The sequence below is a fragment of the Cupriavidus basilensis genome (assembly GCF_008801925.2).
GTDB lineage: Bacteria > Pseudomonadota > Gammaproteobacteria > Burkholderiales > Burkholderiaceae > Cupriavidus > Cupriavidus basilensis.
This window is the reverse complement of sequence record NZ_CP062804.1, coordinates 2,912,387-2,926,528: the sequence shown is the minus strand read 5'-3', so window position 1 is coordinate 2,926,528 and position 14,142 is coordinate 2,912,387. Positions and strand designations below refer to the sequence as shown.

Sequence of the window (14,142 nt, the reverse complement as noted above, 5' to 3'; positions counted from 1 at the left end):
GTCGTCCCGGAAGGACGGAGAACGGCCAGTGCGTGCGGTTTGCGCTGGCCGTTCATCGTCCGCCGGTTGCGGGCCTGGATCCACCTTGCCCGCAACCGTATATGGACCATGTCTTTCTGCCACAGCCCTGAGTTGGCGCGAGATTCCGGGCGTAGTGGAAATCGGCGGCACCTGGTGGGATGGACTTCGCGGCATTAGCGCCACCAAGGCTGCCGCGCTGGAGGCGTTCCTGAGAGGGCGTGCCGGAACGCTCGGTACGCTGCCATCAATATATAAGAACGACGAAGACGCTGAGCAGGCCGAGACGGAGAGTCAGAAGGAGAGCCCGGTGTCGCCGTGGATGCCTGGCCACGCGAGCGCAAGGCAGGACGGCAGCAATGGCCCGGCGCCTGTACGCCTGATTCACCGCAATACCAATACCGTGCACTAGGCCGAGGGCCTGATGTTTTGGTTCAGGCGAAAGAAGTTGGCCGCCGTATATGGCTTTGAGCGCGGCGAGACGCGCATGGTTTTCACCATAGGCGGCGCGCACGCGGTCCTCGCCCTCGTCGCCGAGGTTGTTCGCATAGACGCCTCCAGTCGAGAAGGGCTTGACGGCGCTCCAGACGTCGCGTGCCCAGCGGATGGCCGCATCCTCCTCGTCCGGCGCATCCCAGATCGAGATGGGGAAGCAGTCGTAGCGCGCGTCACGATTCGCATAGGGCGTTGCCGACGCAGGAACGCGGGCAATGGCACCGCCGACGTGCTGGAACACCAGTAGTGAGGAAACCGAGGGCGCACGCGCGTAGGTATCAAGAACTGTGTCGATGGCGGCGTCGGTGAGCGTGTGCAGATACTGCGCCTTCCAGTAGTAGCGGCGTCCGCGCGGAAAGAGGCCGTCGCCGCCGGACTGGATCTGAAGGTAGGGTACCGGGGCCAGCTTGCTCTCGACCGGGGTGCCGTGCTCCAGCAGTGGGCGGATGATGCGCTCGCCGGGCTCGTTCGCGCCGCAGTAGCAGGCCGATATGTTGAAGAAGCGCTCGCCCGACGGGGCCGTCACGAGAGCAGCGTCCACACTGAGTTCGTCCGGGGCCCGGGCGCAGAAATCATCGTAGAACCGCATCGCATCTCGCGCGCGGTCGTAGGGGTGGAGTACCGAGCCCACCAGCAGTAACGGCCCGACCGGGTGGAGCTGATATTCGAAGGCGGTAACAATGCCGAAGTTGCCGCCGCCTCCGCGCAATCCCCAGAACAGTTCCTCGTTTTCGACGGCGCTGGCTGTCACAAGCCTGCCATCGGCCAGCACGACATCGGCGGCCAGGAGGTTGTCGCAGGCCAGGCCGTGCTTGCGCCCGAGCTTGCCAAATCCGCCGCCCAAGGTCAGTCCGGCAATGCCCGTGTCGCTATTGACGCCCATCGTGGTGGCCAGTCCATGGGCCTGTGTGGCGGTGTCAAACTCGACCAGGCTCAGGCCGGCTTCGGCACGGGCCACACGCCGCGCTGGGTCGACGGCAATGTGCTTCATGCGCGACAGGTCGATCACGATCCCATTGTCGCAGACCGACAAGCCCGCCACATTGTGTCCGCCGCTGCGGATCGCTACGAGGTGGTTGCCCGATCGGGCGAACATCACCGCTTCGATGACATCGCGTGTGCTGGCGCAGTACACGACCATGGCCGGCCGCTTGTCCACAGCGCCGTTCCAGACCTTGCGAGCCTCCTCATAGCCGGGATCGTCCGGGAGGACAACATCTCCGTCCAGTTTGCGCCGCAAGGTGTCGATCATCGACGCCGGCCGATTGGTCCCGAGGCGATTGACCCGTTGTCCAGTGTCCATGCTTACCCCCAATCTCTCGGTTTCGTCGGGGCCAGTCCCATCCGACTGGGAGCATACTGTCACGCGCTCTTTCGCATGGCAAAATCAAAGAACTCAGCTCCAGGTGAGGAAAATTCATCTACGTCCATGAGAAAGCTGCCCCCTCTGCGATCGTTGCAGGCCTTTGAGGCTGCCGCCAGGCTTGGCAGTTTCAAGGCTGCGGCGGCCGAACTCCATGTGACGCCTACTGCCATCAGCCATCAGATCCGGCTGCTGGAAGAGACGTGTGGGCACCGCCTGTTCCAGCGCCACCCGCGGCCTCCGGTGCTCACGGGCGCTGGTGCGAGGCTGTATCCGGCGTTGCGTGATGGTTTCGATGCCCTCGTCGGCGCGGTGGAAGGGATGGCCGAGTCCGGTGCGCCGATTCCGCTACGCGTCACGAGCCCCAATGCGTTCGCGAGCCGATGGCTGGTCCCGCGTCTGCCGCAGTGGCGGGAGCGATACCCCGACATCGCGCTTGAGATCATCGGAACGGACGCGATCCTGGACCTTCGATCGGGTGAGGCCGATGTGGCGATCCGCTATGCCAGGACCATGCCAACAGGATTCGTCGTGCGGGAGATCTGTCGGGACACGTTTTTCCCGATCTGCAGCCCGGCGCTGCTGGTTAAGGATGGACACACCATCGAGCGCGCTTCGGATTTGCTGCGCTTCCCCCTGATCCACTTCGACTGGATGACACGGGATCCGCAAGCCCCCACATGGCGGCAATGGCTGGCAACAGCGGGCCTGATCGATCCGAGCTTGAAGGCGGCCGACAAAACGTGGGCGCTGAGTTTCCGCGAGGAAATGCACGCGATCGACGCCGTGGTTGCGGGGCAGGGGGTCGCGATCTGCAGCGACGTCGTGGTGAGCCATGAACTGCGATCCGGGACACTGGTCAAGGCGCATCCCCTGTCGCTGCCAGGCTATGGCTTTTACCTGGTCGCCATGGCCCGGAACGTGCGGCAAGCGGACGTTGAGGCTTTTGCAACTTGGATTGGGGCGATGGACTGAGCGGAGCCTGCATTCCTCCTGCCATTTTTGTTTATAAGCACGCTACTTTCGGCGAGCCGCGATAGTTCCGGGCCGCACCGGCAATCCCGGCGTCAAGGGACTTAGGCCGCCTCCGCAGCCTCGTGAATGTTGACCATATCGGTTTCGTCCTGGATTGCTTTCAGCGCCGAAGGCCGGGCATTGATGCGCGCGATGTAAGTCATCGGATTCTTCAGGTGGCCAATTTGCGCGCCCAAACATAACTGCCCCAGTCAGTATTGAATTGCGGCCAGCGTTGTCGGACGGTGGTGACCATGCGCTGCTCAACAGTTCGCGGCGGCGGAATCCAGCGAGGCGTCGGCTGCGAACCGTTACCGGCAGCTGGTTTGTTGTCCGGCTCGGGCGAGGGGATGCCTTGCGGGTCCATGTCGGCCATCTTGCTTACACGCCGCTCGTGACCGGATGGGGCTCGTCGCTCACCGTGTAGCCCAAGTCGCGCAGCCTCTGCTTGACCAACTCGCGCTGCTCCTTGGAATAAGTCACGTCGTCCTCGATCTTGAACGGCACGTCGATGTTCAGCGTCTTGACGAGGATGTTCAGCGCGTAGTCGCGGGCGCGTAGATAGCGCAGTTCTTCGGGCGTCATGGCAGATTCGCTGCCATCCGCGTTATAGCGGCGCAGTCCGATATCCTTGATCGGCATGGGGTCGTTCAGCACGGGAATCAGCACCGGCACAAATTTCGGCATGCGCCATGCGCGGAACTGATAGAAGATCATGAGTGGGTCCCTTTTCCCGTCACGGTCACCCGCACCCAGCGCACGCGTCATCAGTTCCATACTGCCGGGGTCCTCCAGCAGCGCGAGGCCGAAGACCGCGCCGACGCGCACCCCGTAGTTTCTTGCCGCTAGATAGGGCTTCAGATCGGCGATGCGCTGCTCCGGTGGCACGGACATCTGCGCCATTGTGAGCAGGAGGTTCTTGTTTTCCTCCTCCTTTGGAGGTTGGAGCTTCGCTTTGAGAATCGGGTAGACCTCAGCACGGGGGTTCTCGATCAAGCCAAATACGCTGTTGTCTCTACCGCCCTCTCCCAGCCCGTGCGCCAACAAAAGTGCTGATTCCAGCGTAGGCACCTTTCGCAGAAAGCTATAGGCAATGTACCTCGTGGTGCTGCTTGTGTTTGGGTCATCCGCGATAGCGCGGATTTCCGGCACGATGGCATTCTGTTGCCGGCGAACATAGGCGTAAGCGTCATCCCACTGCTCGTGGTCGATCATTTGTGCCAGGCTAGGCATATTCGGTTGCTCCTGTATGACTTGATCTTGCGCAGCACACACCAGTGGTACTGCTACGCTGCAGGTGAGCAGCAGACTCAGGCAAAGACGCCTTGCCCAGCGTTGTCGGACGGTGGTGACCATGCCGTTTTCTTCTCCGTTGACGATTCAGACTGGTTGAGTAGTGCGATCCCGCGCGCCGTGACAATTTCAGAAAATCTCGAAGAGGAAACGACCTTCGGCACCGTCTTGCAGCACAGCATCTTGCCGCCCACATGCCAGCCATTGCCAACATCCTGTTGCCGTCCTCGTTGCCGGGTATTGGCGTCCAGTGGACCGATGCCGTTCAAGCCGGTATAGACATACATCAGCATCCGGCGAGACCAGAAATCCTCCAGGTTGTGGCGTTCATCCCTGCCTTGAATTTGCACTTGAACATCGTCCCCCTCGGGGTTATGCGTTGCGGGGTGCCACAGTCCGAGAAAATGCCCGATCTCGTGGGCGAACGTCTGGATGAGCTGATCCTGGCTGGAAGGCTGGCCGCCATGCATCTGCTCGGCGGCCACCAGGGCGGTATTGCAAAGCCCCCAGCCAATGCCACTACCGATTGTGGATTCCACCACATACATGTTCAGATGCCTCGCCTTGCGATTCAGACTGGTCACCGCGGGGAACTCGTTCACCGCGGGTTGCCCGTCTTTGGCAGGCTTGACGGTCATCGCCCCTGCCTGCGTCAAGTCGATGGAGTCATTCAGCCATTGCTTGACCTCAAAGCGAATCCCCGCTGCCCGCCAGATGTCATTGATCTTGTTGAAGATGGGTTCAAGCTTTGGACGCTGAAGGGACGGAGGAATCCGTGGAATCTCCGGCCTGCCGGCCTGCCCAATGGACACAAAATGCACCGCCACAGCGACGTTGATGGGGTCGTAGACCTGCACAGCCAGGGTGTGTAGCAGTGGCCCAGTGGAACTGCCGAAGCGCACTTCAATACTGGCCGTGCGTGGAGATGCTTCTTCTCCGCCACGTACCCCTGTCAGTTCGATCAGATCGCCCGTCACATGACTGATCTTGACCGTGCTCTCATCCGTACTGACGAAGCTCAGCGGCACGCTCGCCCCGACATGCAGGCGCAGCAGCAACAGGTCAATTCTCTGTCCAGCCATCAGGCTAACGATGGGCCCGTCATGCTCCCGGTAGCCGCGCTCGTCCAGTTCGGGCCTGCTCGGATGAAAGGTGGTCGATTCGTTGTAGCGCACGAAACGGACCGGTACAAACCGGTGTCCATCGTAGATTTCACGTGCCAGCGGTTTTGGCGACGGCCCCGGCGTGGCAGATCCGACTGTGCCTTTGTCTTTCGGTCGTGGCGGGGGCGGGACGGTACATGGCTCCATGGTGCCCGGAGGGGCGCTGCCGCCGCCCGCTGCCAGCTTGGCGACGAAGTCGGGGTGAAACTGCTTGACGCTCGAGCCAGTGAGGTCGCGGTGAAAGCCAAACGCCTGCGATGGATCGATCTTGCTGCCAGCGAGTTCGTGCCGCTCAATTTCGCCATTGGGCTCGATGCCGCTGTCCACCTGAAAACGCAGGATCGCGTCCTCGATTTCGATGTGGTCCAGCTTGTCATCGGGAATCTGCGACACAGCCACTTGCCCGGGCCGTACGGACCGATAAGGCTTGTCGTAGTAACCCAGCACCATCAGGCGACGCTTGGCACCCTGGATGCCCATCGTCGTTGTGCTGTCGGTCTTCTCGTCATCGCTGTAGTCACGCGCGGTCAACTGGATCAGCGTGCCAAGAATCTCCAGTTCGCCTGTGATGCCAGGTTGCAGGCCCGGCAAGAGAATCTTGCCGTTGGCCTCCGTCGTGCCTTCGCTATCCGTTTGTCCAGGGATGCGCAGTTTGTAGCTGAGGCCGGCCAGCCCGCGCTCGGCTTCAGTCCGGGAGATACCCGGGAACAGCTGGAAATAGATGCGCAATGGGCGTAGCGGTATCGCCACCTTGCACACCGCACCGCCCGGCTTGAGGGTCAATTCCGGATACGATGCAGGCGGCATTTGCGAAGGATGTGTGGAATGGGTTGCCATAAGCGGTCTTATAGAATTTCAATCTTTACGGTTTCGCCGAACTCGGCTAGCTTGAGCGCAGTCTCGCCGTGCGCATTGGTCACGCCTTCGATGAGGCTGCCACCGGCGCGCGTAATGCGGTACCCGTGCAGGTAAGCTCCTTGATGTCCGGCGCCCTCGCGGCACTCCTGACACAATGCGAAAAAAACCAGGTTAACTTGCGTGACTTGGGCTTCCGAAAAAAATCCGCTACTCCAATGAATCTAGCTTCACAACCCTATCGACTTGGAAACGGGACGTCTATGAGACTATTCCGGAATTGAACCCAGACAATTCGCAGCAATGCGAAAATTACGGAGATTTTGGATGGCACTGCGAACAAGCATGATGCCAATTCGGCCAGCCTTGCGGCTGCCCCATCCTTCATCAATGACATCCAGCGCCGCACTGAAGGCATCGTCCCGGTACATGGCGGAATAGACCAGCGGCAGTGGCATGGGGTCGCTCTTCACCACGCGCAAGAGCCCCTGCTCGATATCCGTGGCGAAGTAGTCCAGGGCAAGCATGGCATCCATGCTCCCGGCGCCAGGCGCCGTAGAAAGTGTTCTTGGCGGACCCGATGGATTGCTCCAGCACGGGATACTGGGCAAATTCTTCGGGGCGCAGCGGCCTGTCGGGTAACGCTAGGGTGGGGCTTGCCATCCACAGGTCTTCCACGCGGCCGACCTCCACCGTCTTGCAGGCTTCGCCCCAAAACGTGCCCGGCAGGATCGCCAGGTCGATCCTTTTTGCCGCCAGGCCTTCGAACAGGTTCATGCCCGCATCGACCACCGGTTCCAGTTGCAGCTCCGGATTGCCGACGGCGTGGTGGTGATCGGGCGGGCGGCCGAGAATGTGGCGGTGGAGCGAAAGCGGATCGACGGCATCCGGTCTGGCCAGGCGTTGCGCCCGGCCCGGCTCGACGCGTCCTTGCGGGCGGCGGGCGTGCCCAAGGAGGGCGAGGCGCTCTGAGCGTAGCTGGTGCTCAGGGCCTGTCTGCGGCCCTGTCCCTTCCGATATAAACAAAATTAACAAGAATTGTTATCAATATCTTTCTTGTCTGATTGGCCTGATTGACGTACCCCACGGTGTCCCCACGCCATCAGCGATCTTTCTAGTGGACGAAATAACTTCTGTGCGTCATATTTCCCCTTAATACTTCCCTAAGTATTCACGCTATACCGTACAACTTTAGTCAAAACCTTAATTTGAGGGCTGGCCGAAATGACGTTGGGGGGGCTCGCTGGTCCGGCAGTGGCATGGCTTGCGGCAGGATATGCGGTGATGGCGGCGTGGCTCAGCCGGCGCGCCTCGCCCGGCCCGGCGCCCGCCTGCGTAGCCCCGGATAGCACGAGCGTTCACCCTGTGAGCGTGCTCAAGCCACTCTGTGGCGCCGAGCCGCGTCTCTACGAAAACCTGGCCACTTTGTGCCGACAGCGGCACCCGGCCTACCAGATCGTGTTTGGCGTATGCGCTGCCGACGATCCCGCCATTGGCGTCGTGGAGCGCTTGCGCGCCGATTTCCCCGCCTGTGAGATCGACCTGGTCATCGATCCCCGGGTGCATGGCAGCAATCTCAAGGCCAGCAACCTGATCAACCTCTACGCCAGGGCGCGCCACGCATGGCTGGTGGTCGCCGATAGCGACATTGCCGTGGCGCCGGATTATCTGGCACGCGTTACCGCCCCCCTGGCCGACGCCCCGGTCGGTGTGGTGACCTGCCTGTATCGCGGCCATCCGGTCGGCGGCTTCTGGTCGCGCCTGGGGGCGGGATTTATCGACCACTGGTTCGCGCCTTCGGTGCGGATCGCCCACGCGGGCGGCTCCCGCAGTTTTTCCTTCGGTGCCACCATTGCCCTGCGGCGTGACGCGCTGGCCGCAATTGGCGGGTTCGAAGCGCTCTCCAACCGCCTTGCCGACGATTTCTGGCTGGGCGAGCTGGTTCGGCGCCAGGGGCTGGAGACGGTGCTGTCGGATGAGATGGTTACCACCGATGTGACGGAATCCAGTCTTGGCGATCTCTGGGCGCATGAATTGCGGTGGATGCGCACCATCCGCTCGCTCAATCCGACGGGCTTCGCCTTCACCTTCATCACGTTCACCTGGCCGATGCTGGCACTGGCCGCCTGGATTTCGCCGCAGCCGCTGGTGCTGGTCGCGGCGGTGCTGGGCGGGCTGGCACGCAGTTTCCTGGCTGGCGGCCCCGGCGCCGCGCTGATGGCGCCACTGCGTGATATCTTGCTTCTCGTGGAGTGGGCGGTTGCCCTGGCCGGATCGCAGGTACGTTGGCGCGATCGCATATTGCCGGTGCGAGACCCCCCCACAGCCGAGGCGCCGCTGCAGCCGCGCGCGCCGGCGGCGCGTGCGGGCATGGAACCCTACCAGGGGGCTGGCGTAACGCTTCGCCCCCTTCCCTTGATGACGGAGGGGACGGACAATGGCGTGCCGGAACGCCAGTCGTCCCGCTCGACAAACGGATTGAATCCCCCGAGGCTGCTATGAAAACCCTCTTCCTCCAGGTGCCTTCCTTTGACGGCTTTGACGGCGGCGCCGGCTCGCGCTATCAAGCCAAGCGCGAGATCAAATCGTTCTGGTACCCGACATGGCTGGCGCAGCCCGCCGCCCTGGTGCCGGATAGCCGCGTGCTCGATGCGCCCGCCGACGGCCTGGGTGTGCAGGAGACGCTGGATATCGCCGCCGGTTATGAACTGGTCATCATCCACACCAGCACGCCGTCCTTTCCCACCGATGCCAAGTTCGCGGAAGAGCTCAAGGCACGCCACCCAGGGGTGATGATCGGCATGGTAGGCGCCAAGCCCGCCGTCGACCCCGGCGGCACGCTCGGCGCCAGCCCCGCCATCGATTTCGTGTGCCGCGAGGAATTCGACTACACCTGCCAGGAGGTGGCCGCCGGCAAGCCGCTCAAGGACGTGCTCGGGCTGAGCTATAAGCTGCCCGATGGCTCGCAGGAGCATAACGGCCCACGCCCGATGATCGAGAACATGGATGAGCTGCCCTTCGTGGCACCCATCTACCAGCGCGACCTGAAGATCGACAACTACTTCATCGGCTACCTGAAGCACCCCTACGTCTCGATCTACACCGGGCGCGGCTGCCGCTCCAAGTGCACCTTCTGCCTGTGGCCACAGACCGTGGGCGGGCACCGTTATCGCACGCGCTCCCCGGAGAACGTGATCGCCGAGGTCAAATGGATCAAGGAGAACATGCCCGAGGTCAAGGAGATCATGTTCGACGACGACACCTTCACCGATTTCAAGCCGCGCGTGGAGGAGATCGCGCGCGGGCTGGGCAAGCTGGGCGTGACGTGGTCCTGCAATGCCAAGGCCAACGTGCCCTACAGCACGCTCAAGATCATGAAGGAAAACGGCCTGCGCCTGCTGCTGGTGGGCTACGAGTCCGGCGACGACCAGATCCTGCTCAATATCAAGAAGGGCCTGCGCACCGATATCGCGCGGCGCTTCACCGAGGACTGCCGCAAGCTCGGCATCATCATCCACGGCACCTTCATCCTCGGCCTGCCCGGCGAGACGCGCGAGACGATCGAGAAGACCATCGCCTACGCCAAGGACATCAACCCGCACACGATCCAGGTCTCGCTGGCAGCGCCCTATCCGGGCACCACGCTATACCGGCAGGCGGTGGAAAACGGCTGGCTGGAAGACAACAAGGTCATCAACCTGGTCAACGACAAGGGCGTGCAGCTGGCCGCGATCAGCTATCCGCACCTGAGCAAGGAAGAGATCTACCACGGCGTGGAAACGTTCTATAAGCGCTTCTACTTCCGCCCGAGCAAGATCTGGGAGATCGTGCGCGAGATGCTGGGCAGCTGGGAAATGATGAAGCGACGCCTGCGCGAAGGGGTGGAGTTCTTCCGCTTCCTGCGCTCGCACGAGGCCTGACCCTGGCTGGCGATCCTGTGACGTCTGATCCTGCGCGGCGTGCCCTGATCATCACCGCCGACGATTTCGGCCTGCACGGCGGTGTCAACGAAGCGGTGGAGCTGGCGCACCGCGATGGCGTGCTGAACGCCGCCAGCCTGATGGTGGGCGCGAGTGCGGCCGCCGACGCGGTGGCGCGCGCCAGGCGCCTGCCGCGCTTGCGCGTGGGCCTGCATGTGGTGCTGGCCGACGGCCCGGCCGTGCTGGCCCCGGCTGCCATTCCGGCGCTGGTGGATGCGCATGGCCGCTTCGGCTCGGCCATGGCACGCGACGGCTTCCGCTTTTTCTTCCTGCCGCATGTGCGGCGCCAGCTGGCCGCGGAGATCCGCGCCCAGTTCGAGGCGTTCGCCGCCACCGGGCTGACGCTGGACCACGTGAACACCCACAAGCATTTCCACTTGCATCCCACCGTGTTGTCCCTGATCTTGCAGATTGGCCGCGAGTTCGGCCTGCACGCCATGCGCCTGCCCAGCGAGCCCGCGGCGCCGCTGCTGCTGCGGCCCTGGCTGGCTTTGTTGCGCAGGCGGCTGGACCTGGCCGGCATTGCCCACAATGACTACGTGCTCGGCATCGCCAATACCGGCGGCATGGACGAAGCCGCCTTGCTGGCCGCGCTGGCGAAGCTGCCGGCGGGCGTGGGCGAGATCTACCTGCATCCCGGCGTGGTCTCCGGCGCCGAGGTCGCGCCCAGCATGCGTGGCTATCGCCATGCCGACGAGCTGGCCGCGCTGCTGTCGCCCCGCGTGCGCGAGGCGCTGGAGCGCGCCGGGGTGCGTCGCGGCGGCTTTACCGATATCTTTGGCGCGCCCGGTGCCCTGGCCCCGGCATGAAGCGCCTGATCTACCTGACCGGGCTGCTGGGCGTGCTGGCCTTGACGGCACTGGTGCTGCACCAAGGCGCGTCCGACATTGGCCACATCGTTGGCCAGGCCGGCTGGCCGCTGCTGCTGCTGGTGCCCTTCCATGCCCTGCCGCTGCTGCTGGACGCGCAAGGCTGGCGGGTGTTGCTGACTTCGGCCGATCCGGATGAGTCCGCCGGCCTCGCCTTCCTGTGGTGGGTGGCCACCGTGCGCGAGGCGGTCAACCGGCTGTTGCCTACCGTGGGTGTGGGTGGCGAGCTGGTTGGCATCCGGCTGACCCGGCTGCGCCTCGCGGATACCACGGCGGTGACCGCCAGCATCGTGGTGGAAGTCATGGTGACGCTGTTCGCGCAGTACCTGTTCTCCGCGCTCGGCGTGGTGCTGCTGCTGCTGGCGCTTGGTGGTGGCGATGGCCATGCCTGGGTGATCCTGGCGGGCTTGCTGCTGTCCTTGCCGGTGCCAGTGCTGTTTGCGCTCTCGCTGCGCCATAGCGCGCTGTTCGAGCGGCTGGAGGGCGCCGCGCGGCGCTTGTTCGGCACGGACCACCGGGTGGTCGCGCTGATCGACGGCGCCCGGCTCGACGCGCAGATCCGTGCGCTGAATGCGCGCCGCGGCGAATTGCTGGCCGCGCTGTGCTGGCAGTTCGCCGGCCTTGCCTTGGGCGCGGTGGAGATCTGGTTCGCGCTGTGGCTGCTGGGCCATCCCGTCCCGCTCTGGCAGGCGCTGGCGATCGAGTCGCTGACCCAGGCCGTGCGCCATGTGGCCTTCTTCGTGCCGGCCGGCCTTGGCGTGCAGGAGGCGGTGGTGATGTTGCTGGGCCACCTGCTTGGCGTCGACCCGCAGGTGGCCTTGTCGCTGGCACTGGTCAAGCGCGCGCGCGAGGTGCTCTTTGGCATCCCGGCGCTGCTGTCGTGGCAGTGGGTGGAGCTGCGGCGCTACCTGGCCCCCAAGGCCGGGCCGGCCAAGGGGGCGCATCAGCACGCAGCGCCGGAACTGCCTACTTCAGGTCGCTGAACTTCTTGCCCTGCGCAACCAGGTCCTCGAGCAGCTTGGCCGGCTTGAAGTCCGCGCCCAGCGTTGCCTCGAAGTTCTTCATGGTCGCCAGCACCTTGTCCAGCCCGATCGTGTCCGCATAGCACATCGGGCCGCCCCGGTACACCGGCCAGCCGTAGCCGTTGACCCACACCACATCGATGTCGGAGGCGCGGATGGCCTTGCCTTCCTCCAGGATCTTCGCGCCTTCATTGATCATCGGGTAGATGCAGCGCTCCAGGATCTCCTGCTCGGAGACCACGCGGCTGGTCTTGCCCTGCCTGGCGGCAAAGTCGCGGATGATCCCCTCGACCACGGGCGAGGGCATGGCATTGCGCTTCTCGTCGTAGTCGTAGTAGCCCGCGCCGGTCTTCTGGCCGCGGCGGTCCATCTCGCACAAGATCTCGCGCAGCGTGGAGCTGCTGGATTTCTCGCGGATCCAGCCCAGGTCCAGGCCGGCCAGGTCGCTCATGGCGAATGGACCCATCGGGAAGCCGAAGTTGTACAGCACGCGGTCGATGTCCCACGGCAGCGCGCCTTCGAGCACGAGCTTCTGCGCTTCGCGCTGGCGCTGGGCGAGCATGCGGTTGCCGACAAAGCCCGGGCACACGCCCACCAGCGCGGCGATCTTGCCGATCTTGCGGGCCAGCTCCATCGACGTGCGGATGACGGGTTTGGAGGTCTTGTCGCCGCGTACCACTTCCAGCAGCTTCATGACGTTGGCCGGCGAGAAAAAGTGCAGGCCGATCACGGATTCCGGGCGCGACGTGGCGCGGGCAATCTCGTTGACGTCGAGCGCGGAGGTGTTGGTGGCCAGGATGGCACCGGGCTTCACGATCTTGTCGAGCTTGCCGAAGATGTCCTTCTTCACGTCCATGTTTTCATAGACGGCTTCGATGACCAGGTCGGCGTCGGCCAGCTGGCCGAGTTCCAGCGTCGGGGTCAGCAGTGCCATGCGCTTGTCGACATCGGCGGCGGTGATGCGGCCCTTTTTTGCCGTGTTGTCGTAATTGGCGCGGATGGTGCGCACGCCGCGGTCCAGCGCTTCCTGCGCGGTTTCCACGATCACGACGGGAATGCCGGCGTTGAGCATGTTCATGGCGATGCCGCCGCCCATGGTGCCCGCGCCGATGATGCCGACCTTCTTCACGTCGATGACCGGTGTGTCGGTTGGCACGTCGGGCAGGTTCCAGACCTGCCGCGAGGCGAAGAAGTAGTAGCGCTGCGCGGCGGATTGCGTGCCGTTCATCAGTTCCAGGAAGAGCTTGCGTTCCACCTTCATGCCTTCGTCGAAGGGCAGGTTGACCGCGGCCTCGATGCAGCGGATGTTGTACTCGGGCGCGTCGAAGCCACGGAACTTGCGGGCGTTGGCACGGCGGAAGTCGGCGAACAGCTCCGGCTTGCCGCGCGCGGCTTCCACTTTTTCGTTGAGGTCGCGCACCTTGCGCAGCGGGCGCTGCTCGGCGTTGACCTGCCTGGCGAAGGCGATGGCGCCAGCGCGCAGCGCGGCGTCTTCGGTCACCAGGTCGAACAGGCCCATCTGCGCGGCGGCGGCCGCGCCGATGTGGGCGCCCGAGGTCACCATGTCGAGCGCCTTGGCGGGGCCGACGATGCGGGGCAGGCGTTGCGTGCCGCCAGCGCCGGGCAGCAGGCCGAGGTTGACTTCCGGCAGGCCGCATTTGGCGGACCTGGCTGCCACGCGGTAGTGGCAGACCAGCGCGACTTCCAGCCCGCCCCCCAGCGCGGTGCCGTGGATGGCGGCGATCACCGGCTTGGGTGAGCCCTCGATTGCGGCTTGCACGTCGGCCAGCGACGGGCCTACCGGCGGCTTGCCGAATTCGGTGATGTCGGCACCGGCGATAAAGGTCTTGCCCGCGCAGGTCAGGACGATGCCCTTGACGTTGCTGTCGGCGATGGCGCGCTCGACGCCAGCGAGGATGCCGGCGCGCACTGCGGCGGACAGTGCGTTGACCGGCGGTGAGTTGAGCGTCAGGATGGCGATATCGCCTTCCACGGCGAGATCGGCGACTGCGTTGATCGTGCTCATGCGTGTGGACTCCAGTGTGTCGGTGTGTCGGTGTGTCGGTGTGT

At 63.9% G+C, this 14,142-nt stretch carries 12 protein-coding genes; 6 read left to right on the top strand and 6 right to left on the bottom strand.

Annotated elements, in window-relative coordinates; all coding sequences use genetic code 11:
• Positions 1 to 265 precede the first annotated feature (265 nt).
• Positions 266 to 1,816, bottom strand: coding sequence for an FAD-binding oxidoreductase (locus F7R26_RS33955; RefSeq protein ID WP_241754639.1), 1,551 nt, complete (start codon positions 1,814 to 1,816; stop codon positions 266 to 268).
• A 126-nt stretch (positions 1,817 to 1,942) separates the two neighbouring features.
• Here F7R26_RS33955 and F7R26_RS33950 point away from each other — a divergent pair, with 126 nt between their 5' ends.
• Positions 1,943 to 2,851, top strand: a complete 909-nt coding sequence (locus F7R26_RS33950; RefSeq protein WP_150993506.1) for a LysR substrate-binding domain-containing protein — start codon at positions 1,943 to 1,945, stop codon at positions 2,849 to 2,851.
• 211 nt (positions 2,852 to 3,062) lie between these two features.
• On the opposite strand, the gene F7R26_RS33945 is transcribed toward F7R26_RS33950, so the two are convergent.
• The 4 genes from F7R26_RS33945 to F7R26_RS41205 all read right to left on the bottom strand — a co-directional run bounded on the left by F7R26_RS33945 (position 3,063) and on the right by F7R26_RS41205 (position 6,737).
• Positions 3,063 to 3,266 carry a hypothetical protein gene (locus tag F7R26_RS33945; RefSeq protein WP_150993508.1) on the bottom strand — a complete coding sequence of 68 codons (204 nt, stop codon included), beginning with the start codon at positions 3,264 to 3,266 and terminating at the stop codon, positions 3,063 to 3,065.
• A gap of 5 nt (positions 3,267 to 3,271) precedes the next feature.
• Positions 3,272 to 4,123 (bottom strand): hypothetical protein, encoded by an 852-nt coding sequence (locus F7R26_RS33940; RefSeq protein WP_150993510.1) that lies wholly within the window; start codon positions 4,121 to 4,123, stop codon positions 3,272 to 3,274.
• Positions 4,124 to 4,200: 77 nt separating this feature from the next.
• Positions 4,201 to 6,183, bottom strand: coding sequence for a zinc-dependent metalloprotease family protein (locus F7R26_RS33935; protein ID WP_193692206.1), 1,983 nt, complete (start codon positions 6,181 to 6,183; stop codon positions 4,201 to 4,203).
• 287 nt (positions 6,184 to 6,470) lie between these two features.
• Complete coding sequence (locus tag F7R26_RS41205) at positions 6,471 to 6,737, bottom strand: hypothetical protein (protein ID WP_241754813.1); 267 nt, start codon at positions 6,735 to 6,737, stop codon at positions 6,471 to 6,473.
• A 265-nt stretch (positions 6,738 to 7,002) separates the two neighbouring features.
• Between F7R26_RS41205 and F7R26_RS33925 the strand changes: the two genes are divergently transcribed.
• The 5 genes from F7R26_RS33925 to F7R26_RS33905 all read left to right on the top strand — a co-directional run bounded on the left by F7R26_RS33925 (position 7,003) and on the right by F7R26_RS33905 (position 12,033).
• Positions 7,003 to 7,173 (top strand): hypothetical protein, encoded by a 171-nt coding sequence (locus F7R26_RS33925; RefSeq protein WP_241754638.1) that lies wholly within the window; start codon positions 7,003 to 7,005, stop codon positions 7,171 to 7,173.
• A gap of 252 nt (positions 7,174 to 7,425) precedes the next feature.
• A complete protein-coding gene (gene hpnI / locus F7R26_RS33920; RefSeq protein WP_150987281.1) occupies positions 7,426 to 8,703 on the top strand; it encodes a bacteriohopanetetrol glucosamine biosynthesis glycosyltransferase HpnI in 1,278 nt (425 codons plus the stop codon).
• The gene (hpnJ, locus tag F7R26_RS33915) at positions 8,700 to 10,121 is read left to right on the top strand and encodes a hopanoid biosynthesis associated radical SAM protein HpnJ (protein ID WP_150987283.1); all 1,422 of its coding nucleotides are present in this window, start codon (positions 8,700 to 8,702) and stop codon (positions 10,119 to 10,121) included. The genes hpnI and hpnJ overlap by 4 nt, the downstream gene beginning before the upstream one ends.
• Positions 10,122 to 10,138: 17 nt before the next feature.
• Complete coding sequence (hpnK, locus tag F7R26_RS33910) at positions 10,139 to 10,990, top strand: hopanoid biosynthesis-associated protein HpnK (protein ID WP_170301919.1); 852 nt, start codon at positions 10,139 to 10,141, stop codon at positions 10,988 to 10,990.
• Positions 10,987 to 12,033, top strand: coding sequence for a lysylphosphatidylglycerol synthase domain-containing protein (locus tag F7R26_RS33905; protein ID WP_150987285.1), 1,047 nt, complete (start codon positions 10,987 to 10,989; stop codon positions 12,031 to 12,033). Before hpnK ends, F7R26_RS33905 begins: the two co-directional genes overlap by 4 nt.
• Here the strand turns inward: F7R26_RS33905 and F7R26_RS33900 are convergent.
• Complete coding sequence (locus F7R26_RS33900) at positions 12,017 to 14,098, bottom strand: 3-hydroxyacyl-CoA dehydrogenase NAD-binding domain-containing protein (RefSeq protein ID WP_150987287.1); 2,082 nt, start codon at positions 14,096 to 14,098, stop codon at positions 12,017 to 12,019. The genes F7R26_RS33905 and F7R26_RS33900 overlap by 17 nt on opposite strands.
• Between the last annotated feature and the right edge of the window lie 44 nt (positions 14,099 to 14,142).